Here is a 21,749-nt window from a genome sequence, read left to right on the forward strand (position 1 = left end):
GCTCGTGGTGCTGGGGTGGGCGGCTAGCGGTGCAGGATCGCGTCGCGCACCTTGCGGCGCAGGACCTTGCCGATCATCGACCGGGGCAGGTCCTCGACCACCACGACACGACGCGGCACCTTGTAGGCGGCCAGGTGGTCGCGGGACCACGCCCGGAGCGCCTCCGCGTCGAACGTCGCCGGATCGGTCGGGATCACGGCGGCCACGACCTGCTCGTTGCCGCTCTGCACGACGCCGACGACCGCGACCTCCTTGACGCTCGGGTGCTTGAGGAGCGTGTCCTCCACCTCGGACGGCGCCACGTTGAACCCACCCGTGATGATGAGCTCCTTGAGCCGGTCGACGATCCGCACGAAGCCGTCCGCGTCGATCGCCACGATGTCGCCGGTGCGGAACCAGCCGTCCGAGGTGAAGACCTCGTCGGTGGCCTCGGCCTTGCCCCAGTACCCGCCGAAGACCTGCGGGCCGCGGACCTGCAGTTCGCCGGACTCGTCCGTGCCCAGCACCCGCGACTCGTCGTCCGGGTCCACCACACGGCACTCGGTCGACGGCAGCGGCAGGCCGATCGCACCCAGACGTCGGGCGTCCGACACCGGGTTCGCCATCAGCACGGGGGAGCACTCGGACAGGCCGTAGCCCTCCACCAGGAAGCCGCCGGTGCGCGCCTCCCACGGCTCGATGACGTCCTGCGACAGCGGCATCGCGCCCGAGATGCCGATGTCGATGCCCGCCAGCGAGACCTTCGCCGAGTCGGCGGCGTGCTGCAGCCGGGCGTAGATGGGCGGCACCGCCGGCAGGAACGTCGGCGGACGCTTCTTGATCGCCTTGAGGACCAACGCGGGGTCGAACGCCGGGAACAGGACGAGCCTCCCGGCGATGCTCATCGCGAAGGTGAGGCACAGCGTCAACCCGTACGCGTGGAACATCGGCAGCACCGCGTGCACGACGCTGCCGTCGCCCGCGCTGATCTGCGGGATCCAGGCACGCGCCTGCGCGGCGTTCGCCAGCAGGTTCCGGTGCGTCAGGACGGCGCCCTTCGGGGTGCCGGTCGTGCCGGAGGTGTACTGGATGAGCGCGACGTCGTCCGTCTCCGGGCGCGGGTGCCGCTTCGACAGCTTCCGGGTCGACACCAGGTCGTCCCAGCGGGTCGTGCCGGACACCGAGGTCGTCAGCTTCGCCCGCGACTCGCGGGCCTTCGCCACCGGCAGCGACAGCGCCAGACGGGTGGTCCGGGGCATCGCGCGCGTGAGGTCCACCGACACGATCGCGCGGAGGGCGACGTCCGCCGGGAAGTCCTGCAGTGTCGCGACCGACTTGTCCCACGCGATCGCGACCGTCGCACCGTGGTCCTCGAACTGGTGGCGCAGCTCACGCGGCGTGTAGAGCGGGTTGTGCTCGACGACGATGCCGCCCAGGCGGAGGACCGCGTAGAACGCCACCACGTGCTGCGGGCAGTTCGGCAGCACCAGTGCCACCCGGTCGCCCTTCGTCACGCCGAGCTTCCGCAGGCCGTTCGCCGCGCGGGCGATCTGGTCCTCGAGCTCGGCGTAGGTGGTCTCGCGCGTGAAGAACTCGAGCGCCACCGCCTTCGGGAAACGCCGGGCGGACTGCTCGACCAGGTCCGGGAGGGACCCCGTCATCGGTTCGATGTCGTGCGGCACCCCTGACGCGTAGGAGGCAAGCCAGGGACGAGGCGTGTCGGTGCTCACGTGGTCCAACCTAGCGGGCGGATCCGAGGGGTTGTCAGGCGGGGGGGACTGGGTGCTGGTGCTGGTGCTGGTGCTGGTGCTGGGAGCCGGTGCTGGTGCGCGGGTGGTGCGTGCGGCGGGCGCGGTTTCCGGAGTACGGCCGGGCGCGCTGTCAGGGGACCGACGGAGCATGAGGACATGTCGTTCGTCACCGATGCGTTCCGCACCCGTCTCCAGGCCACCTTCACCGGGAGCAACCAGGGCAGCCCGGAGTGGGTGGACGCGCTCGAGCAGGGCACCGACGCCGGCTTCTTCGGCCCCGGCTCCGCCACCTGGTCCGTGCACGGCGGCAACCAGACCATCGTCGCCGGTGTCCGCGCCCTCCTCGTCCAGGCCCTGCACCCCGGGGCGCTCGCCGGGGTCGCCGACCACTCGCGGTACAAGGAGGACCCGTTCGGACGCCTCGCGGGCACCATCCGCTGGATCTACACCGTCACCCACGGCGACACCGCGACCGCGACCTCCGGCAGCGACTGGGTGCTGCGGCTCCACGAACGCGTGCGCGGCCAGTACGTCGACGGCCACGGCATCGGACGGCCCTACACCGCGAACGACCCCGATCTGGCGCGCTGGGTGCACCTCGCGTTCACGGACGCGTTCCTCCGCACCGCCCAGCGTTGGGGCGAGCCCATCCCCGGCGGCGCCGACGCCTACGTCCGCGAGTGGGCGATCGCCGGCCGCCTGATGCACGTGCACGACGCCCCGGAGACCGAGGCCGAACTCCGCGCGCAGATGGACGGCTACCTCGACCGCGGCGAACTCGCGGTGACGCCGCGGACCCGGGAGGTCCTGCGCTTCATCAAGAACCCGCCCCTCGCCGCGATGCTCCGACCCGGGTACCGCGCGCTCTACCAGGGCGCCGTGTCGACCCTCGACTCGCGGCACCGGGCGCTGCTCGGCATCCGAGCGCCGATGCTCGGCCCGATCGAGCTGCCCGTGGACCGCGCGACCGGGTTGGTCCTCGACGGCATCACCGGGGTGCTCGGCAGTCAGTCGGGCAGCGAGCGGGCGGCGTTGCGGCGGCTCGAGCGGCTCGAGCGCGAGGCCGCCGAGGCGCGCGCGGCGGGTGCGGTCGGAGCGGACGGCGGCGCGGGCGCTGCGGGCGCTTCGGAGCGGGGTCTCGGCGCGGTCTGAGGCACACTGCGTCGGCGCGCGCTGTCCGACGCGCGACGCGCGCGCGTGCGGCTGCTGCGCTGCGCTGCGCTGGCGCAGGCGCAGGCGCGGCGCTGGCGCAGGCGCTGCGCGGCGCTGCGCTGGCGCTCGACCGGCCGCCGTCATCTCGCATCGCCGAGCGCGAGCGGGCGAATTCGTCCCCGGTCTCCGTCGTCGCCCCGGGCATTCCGCCCGCTCACGCCGCAACCCAGTCCCGACCCGTCCGACTCCGACCCGACATCCCCGCTGCGTCGAGCGGGCGGATCTGACCGGTCCCACGCCCGGGCACCGCGGTGTTCCGCCCGCTGGACCCCTGACCGGTCAGCAACGCGATCGTTCGAGGACCCCGCCGAAGCCCTCGTCAGCGAGCGGGCGGAAACGAGCGAGTCCCGGCACGCTCAGCCTGGTGTTCCGCCCGCTCGCCTTCAGTGGGGCCACGGTGCGAGGGACGGCGGCCGGTCGACGCTTGCCGCGCCGCCCTCGTCAGCGAGCGGGCGAATGCGTGGCCGTCTGCGCCGAGGGACTGCGGTATTCCGCCCGCTCGCCGAGCGTGGCACTCGCGGCTCGCTGCGGGAGCCAGCGGGTACGGGTCGGACGGCACCCGCGGGGTGTACGCCTGCTCGAGTCGCGCGACCTCATCGGACGTTAGCTCGATCGCCGTCGCAGCGACCGCGTCGTCGATGTGGTGCTCCTTCGTCGCGCCGATGATCGGCGCGGAGACGGCGGGCTTGCCGGCGACCCACGCGAGGGCGATCTGCGCCATGCTCGCGCCACGCGCCTCCGCGACCTGTCCGACCGCCTCGACGATCGCGCGGTTCGCATCCTCGTCCTGGCGGTACAGCGTCTTGCCGAACTCGTCCGTGTCGGAACGGGAGCCGGAGCCCTGCGCATCCCACGGACGTGTGACCTTGCCGCGGGCGAGAGGGCTCCACGGGATCACGCCGACGCCGGTGTGGGCGCAGAAGGGGTGCATCTCGCGCTCTTCCTCCCGTTCGAGGAGGTTGTACTGGTCCTGCATCGCGACGAACTTCGTCCAGCCGTGCCGCTCGGCGACGTGCTGCATCTCCGCGAACTGCCACGCCCACATGCTGCTCGCGCCGATGTAGCGGGCCTTGCCGGACTTGACGACGTCGTGCAGGGCCTCCATCGTCTCCTCGACCGGGGTGAGCGGGTCGAAACGGTGGATCTGGTAGAGGTCGACGTAGTCGGTACCGAGGCGAGTCAGGGAGGCGTCGATCTCGTGCATGATCGCCGCGCGGGACAACCCGGCGCCGTTCCGGGCCGGTCGCATGCGGTTGAAGACCTTCGTGAAGACCTGGACCTCCTCGCGCGGAGCGAGTTCCTTGAGGAGTTCGCCCGTGATCTCCTCACTGCTGCCCGCCGAGTAGACGTTCGCGGTGTCGAAGGTGGTGATGCCGGCGTCGAACGCGCGGCGGACGAAGGGGCGCGCTTCGTCGATGCCGACGCTCCAGGCGTGCGAGCCCATGGTCGGGTCGCCGTAGGACATCATGCCGAGGATGACGCTCGAGATCTCGAGGCCGGTGTTGCCGAGGCGGACTGTCGGGACGGTGGGGGTGTCGGACAAGCGGGTCCTTCCGTGGCGGGTGGTGCGGGGTGCGGGCCTTGCTGACTGGTGCGTCAGAGGGCCTTCCTGCGGGGCGGGCGTGAGCGGGCGTTCCTGCGCGGTGTTGAGCGGGTGTGTGGCGTGGGCGGGTGCGTGAGTGGGTGTTTCTGCGGGGTGCGTCAGGCGGGGACCCGGGCATCTCGCCCGGTCACCGCGAGCAGACGGACCTGCAGCGGAGCATCGTCGTCCACCTGCACTGGAGCCGCGTACAGCCCGGTCGCCGCGAGGGACTGGATCTGCGGCTCGAAGTGCGTCCACACCGCGTCGACGAGCTCGTCCGGCAGGTGTTCGTCGCTTCCGGTCGCACGGGCCAGGTCCCACGTGTGGATCGTGATGTCGCTCGTCTGCTCCGCGAGGTACTCGCCGGCCTGCACCACGTCCGTCGACAGGTGCACCGGCGTGTCCTTCGGAGCGCGCTGCCACGCTTCGATGGCGGCGCTGGAGTGCCGTTGCCACTCGGCAAGGAGGTCGTCCCCGATCGGATCGAGGTCGGCTGCGGCCTGTTCGTGGTCGCAGCCGGTGAGGAGCTTCGGGATCCAGCGCTGCTCGTCGACCACATGTGCGACGAGGTCGCGCGTGGTCCATTCGGAGTCCGGGGTCGGCGCGTCCCAGTCGGTCACCGCGGCGACACGGCGGCCGAACTCGGCCACGGCGAGGGTCTGCAACGTGATCCAGTCGGTGGACATCGGGGTGCTCCTGTTCGTCGGCGGGCGACGTCTCGACCTCAGGGTCGGACGTGCTCGTGTGCAGCGGTGATGCGTGCAACTCCGCGGCCAGGGGGCGGATTCCCTCGGGTGCGCCGGAGCGTTCATCACGGTACCGCTCGGCGTGACGGGAGGCGCTGGTGACGGACCGCGCTGAGGTCCAGTTCCGAGGTGGTGCGGTCGCGCGTGGGCCCGGTGGTGTGGGCGAGTGGGCGACATACCGCGGGGACGGTTGCGATCACCCTGGTGTTCCGCCCGCTCGGCTCTGCGAGAGCCAGCGCGCGCGAGGGAGCGGCGGACGCTCGGGACACGGTGCGCGACTCCTGAAAGGCAGCCGCGGGTCCTGGTCGGGTCAGTGCTGCCCGGACAGCACGAAGCCCCGACGCCGAGGGCGCCGGGGCTTCGTGTGGGGGAGAGGTCAGGCCGCCTGGAGGACGAACTGGACGTCGAGGTTGATCGTGACGTCGTTGCCGAGGGTGAAGCCACCGGCCTCGAGGGCCGCGTTCCAGTTCACGCCGAACTCGGTGCGGTCGATCTTGGTGGTGGCCTCGGCGCCGAGCTTGGTCTGGCCGTAGCCGTCGGTGGTGACGCCACCGAACTCGGTCTTCAGGGTGACGGGCTTGGTGACGCCGCGGAGCGAGAGCTCGCCGTCGATCAGCATGTCGTCGCCATCTTCGCGGATGCCGGTCGAACGGAAGACCATGTGCGGGTGCTCTTCGGTGAGGAAGAAGTCGCCGGTGGCGAGGTGCTGGTCGCGCTGGGCCTGGTTGGTGTTGATGCTGGAGACGTCGATGGATGCCTCGAGCTTGGTGTCGAGGGGGTTCTCGGCGGTCACGAGGGTCGCGTCGAACTGCTCGAACTTGCCCTTGACCTTGCTGATCGCGAGGTGGCGGACCGAGAAGCTGACCTCGGAGTGGGTCGGGTCGAGCTTCCAGGTGCCGGTGACGTAGCCGGGGATGGCGGAGGCGTTGAGAGCCATGGTGTGTCCTTCTTCGAGCGATGAGTCATGGGGCGGGCGCGGCATTGCATGCGCCTGCATCGAACCTGATCGTAGCCCATTCTGCATCGCTTTGGTTGAAGCGTCAACCATTGTTCACTGAAGCGTCGCTCATGGACGGTGTGGACCCGCTCTTCCGACGGCGAGCAGGCGGTGGATCCTGGCGACGAAACGGTCGACAGCAGGCCCGACGTCGTCCGCCGTCGCTCGCACCAACCACCAGTCGCCGTCCTTGAGCAGTTCACCCCGAGTCAGGTCCTTGCGGAACGTCGCTGGGTCGGACCGGTGCAGATCGCTCTCGTACTCGATCGCGACGCGAGCGTCCGGGTACGCGAGGTCGACGCATGCCACCCACCGCCCGTCCACCACGACGTCGTGGTTCAACGCAGGTTGTGGAAGCCCCGCCCGGGTCAGCACGAGGCGCGTCCGTGTCTCGCCGGGGGAGCGGGAGCCGGTCCGGATCTCAGCGATCGCTGCGCGGAGCTTCACGACGCCGCGGCACCCTCGACGTCGGCGGACCGCTGCCACGAGCTCAGGGACCGTCACCCATCCGAGCCACCCCACGAGGGCGTCTCCGGCGACGATGAGTTCGTCCAGCGAGAGCGACGAAGCAAGAGCGGTGAAGGTGTCGGCAGGGTGCGTCAGCCGCACACCCCGGCTGTGGACGACGCGGACGGATCCGGCGCGTGCACGATGGCCGACCGACCCGCGGACCCGGAGCGCCTGGTCCGTCCCGATCGTCGTCACGTGGAGGCGTGGGTCGCGCTCGAGTCGACGGGGCAGGGGGACGCCGAGCAGCATGGCGGCAGTGGTGTGGCTGAAGACCTGATCGCCGCGCAGCCTCGGAGCGAGTGCCCGGGCGAGTTCGTCCGGTGTCCGGGGCTGGGTCGCGCATCGGATGCCGTGGAAAGGCCGGCGGAGGTCTCGGGCATCGAGTCGGCCGCGCGGCACACCCATGTGGAGCGCGCGGCGCACACGGAACGGCGTCCGGCGCAGAGCCGGGGGAAGCGGGGTCTTCGGAGACATGCCGTCCATGCTGGAACCGCACCAGCACGGCGGGGGCGGGGCGGGCCTCCAGTGTGGATTCATGTGGAGGGCGGCGAGATGTGCAGGAAAGGCCGCGGAACACGAGCGGGCGCAATCGTGGGCGAGCATGCCTGATCCAGTCCGCTTTCCACCCGCTCGGCGGAGGTGTGGTCAAGAGGAGTGCGGTTCGCCCGATCGCTGTCTGGTCGGGCCGGTGGCCCGCGGCGGTCTGTCGGCGGTCGGCAACGGGGCGTATGCGGGCGACGGGGCGAGCGGGCGAGAAAGTCGTCGTTGCGGCTGGTTCGCCCTGGCATCTCGCCCGCTCGCCGGGTTGGGCTCGCCCGCTCGGCCCGAGCGTCCCGACCCGAGCGGCCCTGCCCCGGACCACACAACGCCGGCTCCGCGGTCGGCTGTCCACAGGTACTGCGACGGCCTCCCGCGTGCGCGCTCACTCCAGTAGCGTCGACACCATGGAATTCAGGTACCTCGGCAACTCCGGTCTCAAGATCTCGGAGATCACCTACGGCAACTGGCTGACGCACGGCTCGCAGGTCGAGAACGACGTCGCCACCCAGTGCGTGCGGGCTGCGCTCGACGCCGGAATCACGACGTTCGACACCGCGGACACCTACGCGAACACGGCAGCCGAGACGGTCCTCGGCGAAGCACTCAAGGGCGAGCGCCGTCAGTCCCTCGAGGTCTTCACGAAGGTCTACTGGCCGACCGGCCCGATGGGGCACAACGACGTCGGCCTCAGCCGCAAGCACATCATGGAGTCGATCAACGGCTCGCTCGAGCGTCTGCAGACCGACTACGTCGACCTCTACCAGGCACACCGCTTCGACTACGAGACCCCGCTCGAAGAGACCATGCAGGCCTTCGCGGACGTCGTCCGCCAGGGCAAGGCGCTCTACATCGGCGTCAGCGAGTGGTCCGCCGAGCAGATCCGTGCCGGCGCCGCCCTCGCGAAGGAGCTCGGCTTCCAGCTCATCTCGAACCAGCCGCAGTACTCGATGCTGTGGCGCGTCATCGAGGGAGAGGTCGTCCCCGCCTCGAAGCAGCTCGGCCTGTCGCAGATCGTCTGGTCGCCGATCGCCCAGGGCGTCCTCACCGGCAAGTACAAGCCGGGACAGCCGCTCCCCGAGGGGTCGCGCGCCACGGACGAGAAGGGCGGCGCGGACATGATCAAGCGGTTCATGCGCGACGAGGTCCTCGAGGCCGTCCAGCGTCTCCAGCCGGTCGCCGACGAGTCCGGGCTCACGCTCGCGCAGCTCGCCATCGCCTGGACCCTGCAGAACGAGAACGTCGCGTCGGCCATCGTCGGTGCTTCGCGTCCGTCGCAGGTCACCGACAACGTGAAGGCAGCGGGCGTCACGCTCGACGCCGACACGATGGCGCGCATCGACGAGGCGCTCGGGGACATCCCGGAGCGCGACGCGTCGAAGAACGTGTCGCCGGCCAAGCGTCCCGCCTGAGCGGAACCCACCGCCTGACGGACGGGAGGCCCGGTACCAGCTGGTACCGGGCCTCCCGTCCGTCACGGGGTTGCGCAGGTCAGCGCACCACCACGAGCCCGCGGCCGGCGAAGCGGACGCCGTCGGTGTCGAAGTCGGCATCGCCGAAGCTGAACAGCACCTCGCCGGTGGCGCCGACGAGCGGGACCTCCGCCGGGTCGTCGGACAGGTTCACGACGACGTGCACCGGTGCTGCCGTCGGGCCGAGCAGACCGCGGGTCAGCACGAGCCACCGCTCGTCCTCGCTGAAACGGACCGCGTTCGCCTCGTACCGGTGGTCCACGAAGGCCTCGTCGGTCCGCCGGAGGGCAACGAGAACCCGGTACGCGTTGAGGATCCGGGCGCCACGCTCGGAGTCGACGTCGGACCAGTCGAGCTTCGAATTGGTGAACGTCGTCGGGTCCTGCGGGTCCGGCACGGTCGACTCGTCCCAGCCGTGTTCGGCGAACTCCTTGATCCGACCCTCGGCGGTGACCTTGCCGAGCTCCGGCTCCGGGTGCGAGGTGAAGAACTGCCACGGGGTGGTGGCGGCGAACTCCTCGCCCATGAAGAGCATCGGGGTGAATGGGCCGAGCAGGGTGAGCGCTGCGGCGATGACCAGGCCCTCGTCGGACACGGTCGCCGCCAGGCGGTCCCCGGCGGCGCGGTTGCCGATCTGGTCGTGGTTCTGGTTCGCCACGACGAGAGCGGTCGTCGGCGAGGTGCCGCGATCGATCGGTCGGCCGTGACGCTTGCCACGGAACGACGACCAGGTGCCGTCGTGGAAGAAGCCCTGGTCGAGGACCTTGGCCAGCGCGGTCAGCGGAGCGAAGTCGGCGTAGTAGCCGTTCGTCTCGCCGGTGACCGCGACGTGCACGGCGTGGTGGAAGTCGTCCGACCACTGACCGGCCAGCCCGTAGCCGGCGGCTTCACGCGGCCGGAACATGACCGGGTCGTTGAGGTCGGACTCGGCGATCAGCGACAGCGGCTTGCCGGTGAAGGACGAGAACGCGTCGGTCTCGCTGGCCATCTCGGCGAGGATGTGCGGCCGCGTCGTGTCTCGGATGGCGTGCACGGCGTCGAGTCGCAGTCCGTCGACGTGGTGGTCGCGGAACCACATCCGGACGTTGTCCAGGACGTAGCGGCGGACCTCGGGCTCTTCGACGTTGACCGAGTCGCCCCACGTGTTGGCCAGACCCTGCACCAGGTACGGCCCGTAGAGCGGCAGGTAGTTGCCGCTCGGACCGAGGTGGTTGTAGACGACGTCCTGGATGACACCGAGGCCGAGCGCGTGGGCGCGGTCGACGAAGCGGTCGTAGGCGTCGGGGCCGCCGTAGGGCGCGTGCACCGCGTACCACGCGACACCGTCGTAGCCCCAGTTCCACTCGCCGTTGACGCCGTTGACGGGCAGGAGCTCGACGAACTCGACACCGAGCTCGACCAGGTGCTCGAGTTTGGCGGCCGCGGCGTCCAAGGTGCCCTCGGGGGTGTACGTGCCGATGTGCATCTCGTAGATGACGCCGCCGCGGGCCGGACGACCGGTCCAGGCATCGTCGGTCCAGCGGAAGCGCTCCGGGTCCACGACCTCGGACGGGCCGTGCACGCCCTCGGGCTGGAAGCGGCTGCGCGGGTCGGGTCGGACGGCGTCGTCCCCGTCGACGCGGAAGCCGTAGCGCGCTCCGACGACGGGCAGGACGTCGTCCGTCGTCCACCAGCCGTCGTCCCCGCGGGTGAGCGGGTGCTCGGTGCCGTCGACGACGAGTCGGACGTTCTCGGGTTCGGGGGCCCAGACGCCGTAGCGGTCGGGACTGGTCATGCGTGACCCTCCAGGATCTCGACCTCGGCCTGGGCGTCGGTCTCGGTGTCTTCAGTGCTGGTGCTGGTGCTGGTGCTGGTGCTGCTCGTGGTGCTGGTGCCCGATGCCGTGCCCTCCGCCGCGTCGTGTCCGGCTCCGTCGACGACGTCGGCCGGAACGAGCAGTGCAACGGGGAAGTCGGTGAGGACCTCGTCGAGCAGGAGGTCCCGGTCAGCCGGGAAGCGCCTCCCGGTCAGCAGGTCCACGCGCTCCACCGGAACGACGTGCAGGAGCGTGTCCGCCCAGCCGCCGACCGCGTCGAGGCCGACGGGCAGCCGCGTGGCGACCGTCACGGATCCGCCGCGGTCGAAGGCGACCACGTGGTCCGCGGCCGGACCGGTCGCGTCGAGCGGGACGTACCGCGTGAACAGCTCCGCGTGGTCCCGACGGAGGCGGAGCGCGCGGCTCGTGACGAGTGTCTTCGCGGCGGCACCGAGGTCGATGCCGGGCAGGGTGTCCGGGCCGTCGTCGTCGGCGCCGTCGAGCGAGGCGAGGACGTGTCGGCGTTCGGTGTAGTCCACGGGTCGACGGTTGTCCGGGTCGACGAGTGAACGGTCCCACGCCTCGGTGCCCTGGTAGACGTCCGGGACTCCGGGAGCGGTGAGCTGCAGGATCTTCGCGCCGAGGCCGTTCGACCAACCGGCAGCGTCGATCCGCTCGTCCAACGCATCGAGTTCGGCGACCACGGCGGGGTCGTCGAACGCGGCGTCGACGAGGGCGTGCATCTGCTGCTCGAAGGACTCGTTCGGCTCGGTCCACGTCGTGCTGTCACCGGCTTCACGTGACGCCTTCTCGGCGTAGGCGTGCAGACGCTCGCGGGAGGCGGGACGCGCTCCGACGATCGCCTGCCAGAGCAGGTTCGCGAAGACGCCGTCTGCCAGCGGGGCCAGTGCGTTCAGCCGGTCGAAGGCCGCCGTCCACTCCTCGCCGAGTTCGGCGAGGACGGCGATGCGGGCACGGGTGTCCTCGCTGCGCTTCGTGTCGTGCGTCGTCAGCGTCGTCATGGCGTGCGGCCAGCTGGCGAGTCGCTCGCGCTGGGCGGCGTGGAACTCGTCGAGGGTGACCGAGAACACGCTCGGGTCGCCGCCGACCTCGCTGAGCGACGACAGACGGGAGGTCCGGTAGAACGCGGTGTCCTCGACACCCTTCGCCATCACCATGCCGCTGGTCTGCTGCAGGCGGATGGCGGCCGCGTTGTCCGCGTCGGAGAGCGCCGGCGCGATCCGGTCGATGACGTCGGCCAGGTCGGGGCGGGACTCCGCCGCGACCTCGAGTGCGTCGACGAGGTGGTGGATGCCCTCCGGCAGGTAGGTCCGGTACACCTCGAAGCTCGCCACGATCTCCGCCACGGCGTCGACGATCCGGTCCTCGGACACCGGGGCGCCGTCGGCCTGGACGGTCGGATCGACGACCAGGAGGCGCGCCAGCCGTCGGACTTCACTGTTCAGGATGCCGTCGGCGATGCCACGACGGGTCCCGTGGGTGAGGTCCTGCCAGGCGACGTGTCCGCCGCGGAGCCGGTCCTCCAGGGCGGTGAGGGGTCCTTCGCCGACGGGGTCGACGAACACCCGGTCGATGAACCCGAGCGCGTCGTAGCCGGTGGTGCCGTCCACCGGCCAGGACGACGGCAGCAGTTCACCGGGCTCGAGGATCTTCTCGACCAGGGTGTAGGCGCCGCCGGTCAGGTCGGCGAGGTCGTCGAGGTAGCCGGCCGGGTCGTAGAGCCCGTCCGGGTGGTCGATGCGCAGGCCGTCGACGAGACCGTCGCGGAACCAGGAACCGATGACGCTGTGCGAGGCGGCGAACACCTCGGGCTCCTCGACGCGGATCGCGGCGAGGGTGTTCACCGCGAAGAAGCGGCGGTAGTTCAGCTCCGAGTCGGCACGCTTCCAGTGCACGAACTCGTAGTGCTGTCGGGCGTGCACGGTCTCGACGTCGTCGCCGTCGCGCACGGTGCCGGGCGCGGTCGGGTACTCCGTCTCACCGACGAGCAGACGCGGGGGCTTGCCGTCCGGAGTGCCCGCGTCGAGGGTGACGGCGTCGAGCAGCCGGTCGTCGAGCACCGGGATGCGCACGCGGCCGTCGCCTGCGGCCCAGTCGATGTCGAACGCCCAGGCCACGGGAGACTCCTGGCCGTGCTCGAGGAGCGACCACCACCACGGGTTCACCGCCGGGGTCGCGACGCCCACGTGGTTCGGGACGACGTCGACGAGGACACCGAGCCCGGCCGCGTGCGCTGCTTCGGCGAGGGCTCGGAGCGCGTCGTCACCGCCACGGTCGGTGTCCACGTGTGTGTGGTCGACGACGTCGTACCCGTGACCGGAGCCGGGCTCCGCCTGCAGGACGGGCGACAGGTACAGCCAGTCGGCTCCGAGGTCACGGACGTAGTCGACGACGTCCTGCGCGGCGCTCAGGTCGAAGTCGGCGGTGACCTGGAGACGGTACGTCGAGGTCGGGTTCCGGCGGGTCATGCGGCACTCCCAGGGGTGTCAGAGTCGGGCGTCCCGGGGTCGGACGTCTCGGGTGCGGTGGTTCCGGTCGTCGCGGTGGCGCTGTCGGGACCGGTGGTGCTGGCGGGGCTCGTCGTGTTCGGGATGCCCGTCGTGCTCGGGACACCGGAGGCTCCGGGCGTCCCGGCTGCGCTCGGGGTCGCCGAGGCGGCGGGGTTCGCCGGAGTCGCGGCCGGGTGGTCCGGATCGGACTGCTCGGCCGCGTCGGAGGACGGGTCGGCGGCGGTGTGTGTCGTCGTGTCGACGGGCGTCCGCTGGATCTCGTGCTCGGGCTCCGCTCGGAGGACGATCATCGAGCGGGCCGGGACGTCGAGTGCGTCCCCGGCTTCGAGGACCTCGTCACGCGCTCCGGGCTCGGCCGTGTCGATGCGGACCGTCCACCCGGGGGAGTACTCCTCGGGAGGCAGCGTGAACGTCACGACGCCGTCGTGGGCGTTGAAGTACGTCAGGAAGGCCACGTCGGTGACGCGCTCGCCGCGGGCGTCGCGTCCGCGGATGCCCTCGCCGTTCAGGTACATGCCGACGCTCTTGCCGAACCCGGAGTCCCACTCTTCGGGCTGCATCGCGTCTCCGGCCGGGGTCAGCCACACCACGTCGGGCAGCGGCTCGCCCTCGCCGCGGCGGACCGGGCGACCGTTGAAGTAGCGGGTCCGTCGGAACGTGGGGTGGTCGTGGCGGAGCTTGACGACGTCGGCGGTGAACTGGATGAGGTCGTCGTCGGCGGTCGCCCAGTCGATCCAGCTCAGTTCGGAGTCCTGCGCGTAGACGTTGTTGTTGCCCTGCTGGGTGCGGCCGAGTTCGTCACCGTGGGCGATCATCGGGACGCCCTGGCTCAGCAGCAGGGTGGCGATGAAGTTCCGGCGGCGCTGCAGGCGGAGCGCGTTGACCTCGGGGTCGTCGGTGGGGCCTTCGGCACCCGAGTTCCACGAGCGGTTGTGGCTCTCGCCGTCGTTGTTGTCCTCACCGTTGGCGTCGTTGTGCTTCTCGTTGTAGGCGACCAGGTCGTACAGCGTGAAGCCGTCGTGGGCGGTGATGAAGTTGATGCTCGCCTTGGGCGTGCGGCCGTCGTGCTCGTACAGGTCGGCGGACCCGGAGATGCGTGACGCGAACTCACCGAGGGTCGAGGGCTCGCCCCGCCAGAAGTCGCGGACGGTGTCGCGGTACTTGCCGTTCCACTCGGACCACTGCGGCGGGAAGTTGCCGACCTGGTAGCCGCCGGGGCCGACGTCCCACGGCTCGGCGATGAGCTTCACCTGCGAGACGATCGGGTCCTGCTGGACCAGTTCGAAGAAGGCGGAGAGTCGGTCGACCTCGTAGAACTCCCGGGCGAGGGCGGCGGCCAGGTCGAAGCGGAAGCCGTCGACGTGCATCTCGGTCACCCAGTAGCGGAGCGAGTCCATGATGAGCTGCAGCGAGTGCGGGTGCCCGACGTTGAGCGAGTTGCCGGTCCCCGTCACGTCCATGTAGTACCGCTTGTCGTCGTCCATCAGCCGGTAGTAGGCGGCGTTGTCGAGGCCGCGGAAGGACAGCGTGGGACCGAGGTGGTTGCCCTCGGCGGTGTGGTTGTAGACGACGTCGATGACGACCTCGATGCCGGCGCGGTGCAGCTCCCGCACCATCGTCTTGAACTCCTGCACCTGCTGCCCGCCGTCGCCCGAGGACGAGTAGTGCGAGTGCGGCGCGAAGAACCCGATGGTGTTGTAGCCCCAGTAGTTCGACAGCCCCTTGTCCTGCAGCGTCGAGTCGTTCACGAACTGGTGCACCGGCATCAGCTCGAGCGTCGTCACGCCCAGACGCTGGAGGTGCTCGATGACCGCCGGGTGCGAGACGCCGGCGTAGGTGCCGCGCTGGTCCTCCGGCACGTCCGGGTGTGTCTCGGTGAGGCCCTTGACGTGTGCCTCGTAGATGACGGTCTCGCCGTAGGGGATCCGGGGAGCCCGGTCACCCTGCCAGTCGAAGAACGGGTTGATCACCACGCCCTTCACCATGTGGGACGCGGAGTCCTCGTCGTTCGTGGAGTCCGGGTCGCCGAACGTGTACGAGAAGAGCGACTGGTCCCAGTCGATGTCGCCGCTCGTCGCCTTGGCGTACGGGTCGAGCAGGAGCTTCGCCGGGTTCGACCGGACGCCGTTCGCCGGGTCGTACGGCGCGTGGACGCGGAAGCCGTACTCCTGCCCCGGGCCGACCGTCGGGAGGTAGGCGTGCCAGACGTGCGCGTCGACCTCGACGAGGCGGACGCGCTCTTCGGTCCCGTCGGCATCGAACAGGCAGAGCTCGACCCCTTCGGCGACCTCGCTGAACACGGCGAAGTTCGTGCCGCTGCCGTCGTAGGTCGCGCCGAGCGGGTAGGGGTTGCCGGGCCAGGTGTGCAAACGTGCCTCCAGGAGAGATGAACTGGGCCAACGTATCGGCGCACCCCTGTGATGTCCGCCGTTCAGGGGCGCACTGTGGAGCGTTCCCACTCTCCACAGCCCCTCGTCGGACAGGTCGGCTCATCCCTCCACAGGCTGGACGACGAGCGGGTCCCTCCACAGTTCATCCCCGCCCGTCCGTCAGGCAGTGCTGGCGGAGTAGCGTCGCCGCCATGACCAACATCGTCACGCAGATCGCAGACAAGGTGCGGCCCGTCGGCGTCGCCTCGAACTACGGCGACCCGGTGGAGGTCGGCGACAGCACGCTGATCCCCGTCTCCGTCAACTGGTACGGCTTCGGTGGGGGCTCCGACTCCGACGAAGACGGTGCGGGCGGTGGTGGCGGTGGGGCCGTCTCGCTCCCGGTCGGTGCCTACGTCCGCCGTCCAGGCCAGGACCTCGCGTTCGAGCCGAACGTCATCTCGCTCCTCACGGTCAGCATCCCGGTCATCTGGGTCGCCGGCAAGGTGCTCGTCAAGCTCATCCGCGCGCTCAAGAAGTGACCGCCTGACGGACAGGAGGCCCGTGGTCACGTGACCACGGGCCTCCTGTCCGGTGGGTACACTGCTGGGACACACACGGGAGTCCGCCAGAGCGGGCTGAGAGGGAGCGAACCGCGCTCCGACCGTCGAACCTGATCCGGATCATGCCGGCGCAGGGAGGAGCCATCGCGATGTCCACTGGTGCACCCACCACAACGTCCACCGAACGTCCGGTCGCGAAGCGCTCGCTGCGCTGGCGGGTCGTCGACATCGTCGTCGCCGCGGTCCTCGCGGTGGCCGTCGGCGTCGTCTTCAAGCTCTGGGACGTCGCCTACGAGCCGATCGGAGCCGGGCTCGGCCTGGTGCTCCCGGGATCGCAGGCCCTGGTCGGCGGCGTCTGGCTCCTCGCAGGGCCCCTCGTCGCCATCGTCGTGCGGAAGCCCGGCGCCGCACTCTTCGGTGAGATCGTCGCGGCCTCCGTCGAAGCGATGCTCGGCACGCAGTGGGGATGGGGGACCCTGGTCTCCGGTCTGGTGCAGGGCATCGGCGCCGAGATCGTCCTCGCGCTGTTCCTCTACCGCGTGTGGAAGCTGCCGGTGGTCATGCTCGCCGGAGCTGCGACCGGGCTCGCACTCGGGCTGAACGACGCATTCCGTTACTACGCCGGTGCGACGGCCGCGTTCCAGGTGACGTACGTCATCTGCGCGATCATCTCGGGCGTCGTCATCTCCGGTCTCGGGTCCTGGCTGCTCGTCCGCGCCCTCGCCCGCACCGGCGTGCTGTCGTCCTTCGCGGCCGGACGGGAGCACGGGCGGCGACCTCGAGCCTCCGCAGCGTGACGACCGTCCCCGCTCGGATCACCTTCTCCGGCTGGGGCTGGCGCTATCCCGAGCGGCGCACCTGGGCAGTCCGCTGCGTCGACCTGGTCATCGAACCCGGTGAGCGCGTCGCCGTCGTCGGGCCGTCCGGTGCGGGGAAGTCGACGCTCCTCCGCGCCGCGGCAGGTGTGCTCGCCGATGATCCGGACGACGCGGACGACACGGCAGCAGCAGTCGAGGGGACGGTCCTCGTCGACGGAGTCGCACCTGTGTCCGTCCGCGGGCGGGTCGGCCTCGTCATGCAAGATCCCGAGGCCCACACCGTGATGTCCCGGATCGGCGACGACGTGGCCTTCGGGTGCGAGAACCTGGGTGTCGAGCGCAGCGACATCTGGCTCCGGGTGCGCCATGCGCTCGACGTCGTCGGACTCGACCTGCCGCTCGACCGCTCCACCACGAGGCTGTCCGGCGGTCAGCGACAGCGGTTGGCGCTCGCGGGTGTCCTCGCGATGCGGCCGGGTGCGCTGGTGCTCGACGAGCCGTGCGCGAACCTCGACCCGAACGGTGTCGTGCAGGTCCACGACGCCGTCCGAGCCCTCCTCGACGACACGGGGGCCACGCTCCTGGTCGTCGAGCACCGCGTCGGCACCTGGCTCGACCTGGTCGACCGACTGGTGCTCCTCGAGCAAGGTGGCGGAGTCGTCGCCGACGGGGCACCCGACGTCGTGCTCGCCGAGCACTCCGACGCGCTCGAGCGTGGCGGCGTGTGGGTCCCGGGATCTGAGCCCACCCGCGGTTCGGCTCGGAGCGCGGGCCGCGACGCCCTCCGCGCTGCTGCACTCCGTGGCGCTGCCCTGCGCGGCGCTGACCCCCGTGGTCGGGCCCTGCCCGGCGCTGCGCGAGCGGGCGGAACACCATGGCTGCAGACAACGGGCGCGGGGGAGTTCCGCCCAGTCGGCGCCGGCGTCGACCCCGACGATGCTCGCCCGTCGCGAGCGGGCGGAACACCAGGACCGACCGCCCGCGCGACCCCGGCATCTCGCCCGCTCGGCGCGGGTGAGGGCGAACGGCAGGCCCCGCCCGCCCCCGGGGGAACGCTGCTGCTCCGGGCGATGGGCCTCGAGACGAGCCGGAGCGCCGGCCGAACCGGGAAACGGCGCGGCAGCGACCGGATGCAACACATCGGACACGACATCGACCTCGAGGTCCGGAGCGGCGAGGTGCTCGCCGTCACCGGGCCGAACGGCGTGGGCAAGAGCACGCTCGGCCTCACCCTGGCGGGACTCCTCCGTCCCGCTGGTGGAACGCTCGAAGCCAGCTCGGACCTCCACGGAACGAAGGGCGCTCCGACCGATCCCGCTCCGCACTCCTGGTCCAGTCGGGAGCTCGCCGCCCGCATCGGCACCGTCTTCCAAGACCCCGAACACCAGTTCATCGCCGCCTCGGTCCGCGAGGAACTGGCCGCCGGGCCCGCCGCGCTCGGGATGCCCGCCGCCGCGATCGACGAACGGGTCACGGAACTGCTCGACACCTTCCGGCTCGACCACCTCGTGGACGCCAACCCGTTCACGCTCTCCGGTGGCGAGCAGCGCCGGCTCGCGATCGCAGCGGTCATCGCGACACGCCCGCCCGTCCTCGTCCTCGACGAACCGACATCGGGGCAGGACCGGGCCACCTGGAGTGCCGTCGTCGAGCAGCTCGGGGCACTGGCCGACGCCGGGACAGCCGTCGTCGTGGTGACGCACGACCGCGATCTGGTCCGAGCGCTCGACGCCGACGAGGTCGTCCTCCACGCGGACGGCCTGACACCGGCCGTGCCCGTCGCCCGGTCCAGCGGGGAGTCACGGTGACCGCCCCGGTCACCGCAGCGAGCGGACGGAACGGCACCGAGCCTCCCGTCCAGCTCGGGCGTGGCGCGGGGAGTGTGCAGCCGGTGGCGTCGTTGCTCGGAGTGATCGCCCTCGGCGTCGTCCTGGTCCTCAGTCTCGACCTGGTGTCGGCCGCGACGGCGCTGCTGCTGGAACTGGCGCTGTTGCCGGTGCTCCGGATCCCTGTCCGGACGCTGCTCCTCCGGACGTCGCCGGTCCTCGTCGTCGTCCCGCTGACCGGGGTGAGCATTGCCCTGTACGGGCAGCCGTCCGGGCGTGTCTGGTTCGACTTCGCCTTCGCGCACGTGACTGACGGATCGTTGCAGCTGGCACTCGCGACGATGCTGCGCGTGCTCGCCGTCGGCATCCCGGGCATCGTCCTGTTCGTCCGGTCGGACGTCACGGACCTGGCGGACGGGCTCGCGCAGATCCTGCGACTGCCGGCGCGTTTCGTCCTCGGCGCCCTCGCCGCGATCCGCATGATGACCCTGCTCGGCGACGACTGGCGTCAGCTCGCGATGGCACGGCGCGCCCGGGGCGTGGCGGACAGCGGGCGCCTCCGTCGCGGCCTGTCGATGGCCTTCGGCCTGCTCGTCGTCGCGCTGCGTCGAGCGACCACCCTCGCTGTCGCGATGGAGTCCCGCGGCTTCGGCGCGCCCGGCCGGCGCACGTGGGCGCGTCGCGTCCGATTCGCCGGACCGGAGTGGGCGATGTGTGGCGTCCTGCTCGGCATCGGCGCGGCGGCGGTCCTCGCCGCAGTCGCCGCAGGGACCTGGCGTGCCTGAGACGGACGCATCGGCCAGGTCCGAGACCACCTGTGACGGACTGGAGGCGCGCATCGCCTCCGCCCGCACGCTCGCCTCCCGCGCGCGGTCCGCGTTCCGAACCGCTCGGAACAGCCGTCTCATCGTCCTCGTCGATGGTCGCTCCGGGACCGGCAAGACGACGCTCGGGAACGCGCTCGCGGGGGAACTCGACGCGACCCTGGTGCACCTGGACGACATCTACCCGGGATGGGACGGCCTCCAGGAAGCCGCCGACGCCGTGGTGCGGGACGTGCTCGGGGTCCCCGCCGGCTACCGGCGCTGGGACTGGACGAGGTCCGAGCCTGCTGAGTGGGTGCCGGTGGACGCCTCTGCTCCGCTCGTTATCGAGGGCTGCGGCGCGTTGTCCCGCGCGTCGGCACCGCTGGCGACCTTCCGGGTGTGGCTCACCGCGGACGAGGGGGAACGGCGTCGTCGCGCACTCGACCGCGACGGAGAGGCTTTCGCGAGGCAGTGGGAGCGGTGGGCACGGCAGGAGGAGGCGTTCATCGCCGCCGAAGCGCCGCAGACCCTCGCCGACGAGGTGCTGCGGTCGTAGGAGGACTACGCCCAGCCGAGCTCGTGCAGCCGTTCGTCGTCGATGCCGTAGAAGTGCCCGATCTCGTGCACGAGGGTCGTGTGCACCTCGTCCTTGAGCTCCTCCAGCGTGTCGCATTCGAGCAGATGCTGTTTCCGGAAGACGACGATCCGGTCCGGTAGTTCCCCGAAGCCGTACTGGCCACGCTCGGTCTGGGCGACGCCGTCGTAGATGCCGAACAGGTCCGAGCCGTCCTCGGGCTCGTCCTCGACCACGAACACGACGTTGTCGAGCCCGTCGACCATGTCGTCCGGCAGGAGGTCGAGTTCGTCGGTCACGAGCTGCTCGAAGTCCTCGGTCGACATCTCCATCACGGGAGGATCGTGGCACAGCTGACCGGACGTGTCCTGGTGGGCAGATGGCACCGCAGATGTCGCCTCGGCTGGCAGCTGCTCTCCGCAGACGCCCCGCGGTCGCCCCGCGCGGATGCGCTGGGCCGATGTTCCGCACATGACGAAGGCCCCCGCCCATCGGACGGGGGCCTTCGTGGATGGGGTGAGTAACGGGGCTTGAACCCGCGACCTCCTGGACCACAACCAGGCGCTCTACCAGCTGAGCTATACCCACCATGTGTCAGTCCGGCGAGCCGGAGCAACCACTCGATTGTAGTACATCCGGACGCCGGCCCGGACCACCATCGCTACTCGGTGACCTGGGCGGTGGTTTGAGGGGTCGCAGCGGACACCGGCTCCGGGCCGGACTGCGGCGCCAGGCCTGACTGCGGCGCCAGGCGGGACTCCCACTTCGCCACGACCTCGGCGGCGACCGCCTTGACGTCGTCGCTGGCGGGCCCGGGCTCCGGGGTGAACCCGGCGCGGCGGTAGTACTCGAGCTCGCGGATCGACTCGAGGATGTCGGCGAGCGCGCGGTGGCCGCCGTGCTTCTCGGGGGAGTGGAAGTACACGCGCGGGAACCAGCGGCGGCAGAGTTCCTTGATGCTCGAGACGTCGACGCTGCGGTAGTGCAGGTGGTTGTCGATGCGCGGCATGTACTTCGCCAGGAACGCGCGGTCGGTGCCGATCGTGTTGCCGGCCAGGGGAGCGGTGCCCTCGGCGGGGACGTGGGCGAGGATGTACTCGAGGACCTGGTACTCCGCGTCGGCCAGGCTGACGCCGTTCGGGATCTCGTCGATGAGGCCCGACGTCGTGTGCATCTTCGTGACGAAGTCGTTCATGTTGTCGAGCGCCGACTGGTCCGGCTTGATCACGATGTCGAACCCGGGGTGGACCGGGTTGAGGTCGAAGTCGGTGATGACCACCGCGACCTCGACGAGTTCATCGACGTCGACGTCGAGCCCCGTCATCTCACAGTCGATCCAGACGAGGCGGTCGTTCGCGGCAGACATACGGCGATCCTACTTCCGCGCACCGACAGCCCGCGGCTCCCGTGGATCAGCAGCGCTGGTGCTCCGGGGCCGGCGCGCGGTGCCCGCTGCCCCGGGTCCGGGTCCGGGTCCGGGTCCGGACCCGGGTCGGCGTCGGGTCCGGGCGCCGTCGGCGCGCGAGAGGGCGGAACACCAGGGGACACCCACGTGTGCCGCTGCTCTTCCGCCCGCTCGCGGTGGGTGCAGGTTCGAGCGCCCGCACGGGAGGCCCGCAGCCGGTCCTGCGGGCGGTCGTCGGGCCTCCAGTCCGTCCCGGCGCGCGAGCGGGCGGAACAC

Annotated in this window: 16 protein-coding genes, 1 tRNA gene, 1 pseudogene and 1 riboswitch; of the genes and pseudogenes, 7 read left to right on the forward strand and 11 right to left on the reverse strand. The window is 70.8% G+C overall.

What is annotated here, in order from left to right; translation table 11 throughout:
* Window positions 1-23: 23 nt before the first annotated feature.
* Entirely contained in the window at window positions 24-1,709 is a 1,686-nt protein-coding gene (locus tag QL987_RS10610) for a long-chain-fatty-acid--CoA ligase (RefSeq protein WP_253461887.1), read from the reverse strand.
* A gap of 177 nt (window positions 1,710-1,886) precedes the next feature.
* On the opposite strand from QL987_RS10610, the gene QL987_RS10615 reads away from it, so the two are divergent.
* Window positions 1,887-2,882, forward strand: coding sequence for an oxygenase MpaB family protein (locus tag QL987_RS10615; RefSeq protein ID WP_290157621.1), 996 nt, complete (start codon window positions 1,887-1,889; stop codon window positions 2,880-2,882).
* A gap of 610 nt (window positions 2,883-3,492) precedes the next feature.
* Here the strand turns inward: QL987_RS10615 and QL987_RS10620 are convergent.
* The 4 genes and pseudogenes from QL987_RS10620 to QL987_RS10635 form a co-directional block, all read right to left on the reverse strand.
* A pseudogene (locus QL987_RS10620) lies at window positions 3,493-4,410 on the reverse strand (aldo/keto reductase); the annotation flags it as partial.
* Between the two features lie 233 nt (window positions 4,411-4,643).
* On the reverse strand, window positions 4,644-5,210 hold the full coding sequence (locus QL987_RS10625; protein ID WP_290157622.1) for a TIGR03086 family metal-binding protein: 567 nt from the start codon (window positions 5,208-5,210) through the stop codon (window positions 4,644-4,646).
* Window positions 5,211-5,646: 436 nt separating this feature from the next.
* Window positions 5,647-6,207, reverse strand: coding sequence for a YceI family protein (locus tag QL987_RS10630; RefSeq protein WP_111076481.1), 561 nt, complete (start codon window positions 6,205-6,207; stop codon window positions 5,647-5,649).
* A gap of 129 nt (window positions 6,208-6,336) precedes the next feature.
* The gene (locus QL987_RS10635) at window positions 6,337-7,026 is read right to left on the reverse strand and encodes a hypothetical protein (RefSeq protein WP_290157623.1); all 690 of its coding nucleotides are present in this window, start codon (window positions 7,024-7,026) and stop codon (window positions 6,337-6,339) included.
* A 695-nt stretch (window positions 7,027-7,721) separates the two neighbouring features.
* Here QL987_RS10635 and QL987_RS10640 point away from each other — a divergent pair.
* A complete protein-coding gene (locus tag QL987_RS10640; protein WP_253461898.1) occupies window positions 7,722-8,726 on the forward strand; it encodes an aldo/keto reductase family protein in 1,005 nt (334 codons plus the stop codon).
* Between the two features lie 79 nt (window positions 8,727-8,805).
* On the opposite strand, the gene treZ is transcribed toward QL987_RS10640, so the two are convergent.
* The 3 genes from treZ to glgX are packed head-to-tail and all read right to left on the reverse strand — an operon-like array spanning window position 8,806 to window position 15,481.
* Window positions 8,806-10,560 (reverse strand): malto-oligosyltrehalose trehalohydrolase, encoded by a 1,755-nt coding sequence (treZ, locus tag QL987_RS10645; protein WP_290157625.1) that lies wholly within the window; start codon window positions 10,558-10,560, stop codon window positions 8,806-8,808.
* Window positions 10,557-13,070, reverse strand: coding sequence for a malto-oligosyltrehalose synthase (gene treY, locus QL987_RS10650; protein ID WP_290157626.1), 2,514 nt, complete (start codon window positions 13,068-13,070; stop codon window positions 10,557-10,559). Before treY ends, treZ begins: the two co-directional genes overlap by 4 nt.
* Window positions 13,067-15,481: a glycogen debranching protein GlgX gene (gene glgX / locus QL987_RS10655; RefSeq protein WP_290157627.1), complete on the reverse strand. Its 2,415-nt coding sequence runs from the start codon at window positions 15,479-15,481 to the stop codon at window positions 13,067-13,069. The genes treY and glgX overlap by 4 nt, the downstream gene beginning before the upstream one ends.
* 212 nt (window positions 15,482-15,693) lie before the next feature.
* Between glgX and QL987_RS10660 the strand changes: the two genes are divergently transcribed.
* From QL987_RS10660 to QL987_RS10680, 5 genes are all read left to right on the forward strand, one after another.
* Window positions 15,694-16,023: a hypothetical protein gene (locus QL987_RS10660; RefSeq protein ID WP_111075928.1), complete on the forward strand. Its 330-nt coding sequence runs from the start codon at window positions 15,694-15,696 to the stop codon at window positions 16,021-16,023.
* 65 nt (window positions 16,024-16,088) lie between these two features.
* A riboswitch (TPP riboswitch) is annotated at window positions 16,089-16,199 on the forward strand.
* On the forward strand, window positions 16,194-16,841 hold the full coding sequence (locus QL987_RS10665) for an ECF transporter S component (RefSeq protein WP_290157629.1): 648 nt from the start codon (window positions 16,194-16,196) through the stop codon (window positions 16,839-16,841). Its footprint overlaps the riboswitch before it by 6 nt.
* The gene (locus tag QL987_RS10670) at window positions 16,838-18,670 is read left to right on the forward strand and encodes an ABC transporter ATP-binding protein (protein WP_290157631.1); all 1,833 of its coding nucleotides are present in this window, start codon (window positions 16,838-16,840) and stop codon (window positions 18,668-18,670) included. Before QL987_RS10665 ends, QL987_RS10670 begins: the two co-directional genes overlap by 4 nt.
* On the forward strand, window positions 18,667-19,473 hold the full coding sequence (locus QL987_RS10675; protein WP_290157633.1) for an energy-coupling factor transporter transmembrane component T: 807 nt from the start codon (window positions 18,667-18,669) through the stop codon (window positions 19,471-19,473). The genes QL987_RS10670 and QL987_RS10675 overlap by 4 nt, the downstream gene beginning before the upstream one ends.
* Window positions 19,466-20,050: an ATP-binding protein gene (locus tag QL987_RS10680; RefSeq protein ID WP_290157635.1), complete on the forward strand. Its 585-nt coding sequence runs from the start codon at window positions 19,466-19,468 to the stop codon at window positions 20,048-20,050. The genes QL987_RS10675 and QL987_RS10680 overlap by 8 nt, the downstream gene beginning before the upstream one ends.
* Before the next feature lie 5 nt (window positions 20,051-20,055).
* Here QL987_RS10680 and QL987_RS10685 read toward each other — a convergent pair whose 3' ends face one another.
* From QL987_RS10685 to orn, 3 genes are all read right to left on the reverse strand, one after another.
* Complete coding sequence (locus tag QL987_RS10685; RefSeq protein ID WP_111075930.1) at window positions 20,056-20,400, reverse strand: metallopeptidase family protein; 345 nt, start codon at window positions 20,398-20,400, stop codon at window positions 20,056-20,058.
* Between the two features lie 180 nt (window positions 20,401-20,580).
* Window positions 20,581-20,656, reverse strand: a tRNA-His gene (locus tag QL987_RS10690).
* A gap of 73 nt (window positions 20,657-20,729) precedes the next feature.
* Window positions 20,730-21,434, reverse strand: a complete 705-nt coding sequence (gene orn, locus QL987_RS10695) for an oligoribonuclease (RefSeq protein ID WP_290157637.1) — start codon at window positions 21,432-21,434, stop codon at window positions 20,730-20,732.
* Between the last annotated feature and the right edge of the window lie 315 nt (window positions 21,435-21,749).

The sequence above is a fragment of the Curtobacterium sp. APC 4022 genome, assembly GCF_030407555.1.
GTDB lineage: Bacteria > Actinomycetota > Actinomycetes > Actinomycetales > Microbacteriaceae > Curtobacterium.

Coding starts and splice junctions, on each gene's coding strand:
- QL987_RS10660 (WP_111075928.1), top strand. CDS start 15,694: ATGACCAACATCGTCACGCAGATCGCAGACAAGGTGCGGCCCGTCGGC.
- QL987_RS10635 (WP_290157623.1), bottom strand. CDS start 7,026: ATGCTGCTCGGCGTCCCCCTGCCCCGTCGACTCGAGCGCGACCCACGC.
- QL987_RS10665 (WP_290157629.1), top strand. CDS start 16,194: ATGTCCACTGGTGCACCCACCACAACGTCCACCGAACGTCCGGTCGCG.
- orn (WP_290157637.1), bottom strand. CDS start 21,434: ATGTCTGCCGCGAACGACCGCCTCGTCTGGATCGACTGTGAGATGACG.
- QL987_RS10685 (WP_111075930.1), bottom strand. CDS start 20,400: ATGGAGATGTCGACCGAGGACTTCGAGCAGCTCGTGACCGACGAACTC.
- QL987_RS10615 (WP_290157621.1), top strand. CDS start 1,887: ATGTCGTTCGTCACCGATGCGTTCCGCACCCGTCTCCAGGCCACCTTC.
- treZ (WP_290157625.1), bottom strand. CDS start 10,560: ATGACCAGTCCCGACCGCTACGGCGTCTGGGCCCCCGAACCCGAGAAC.
- treY (WP_290157626.1), bottom strand. CDS start 13,070: ATGACCCGCCGGAACCCGACCTCGACGTACCGTCTCCAGGTCACCGCC.
- QL987_RS10640 (WP_253461898.1), top strand. CDS start 7,722: ATGGAATTCAGGTACCTCGGCAACTCCGGTCTCAAGATCTCGGAGATC.
- QL987_RS10630 (WP_111076481.1), bottom strand. CDS start 6,207: ATGGCTCTCAACGCCTCCGCCATCCCCGGCTACGTCACCGGCACCTGG.
- QL987_RS10625 (WP_290157622.1), bottom strand. CDS start 5,210: ATGTCCACCGACTGGATCACGTTGCAGACCCTCGCCGTGGCCGAGTTC.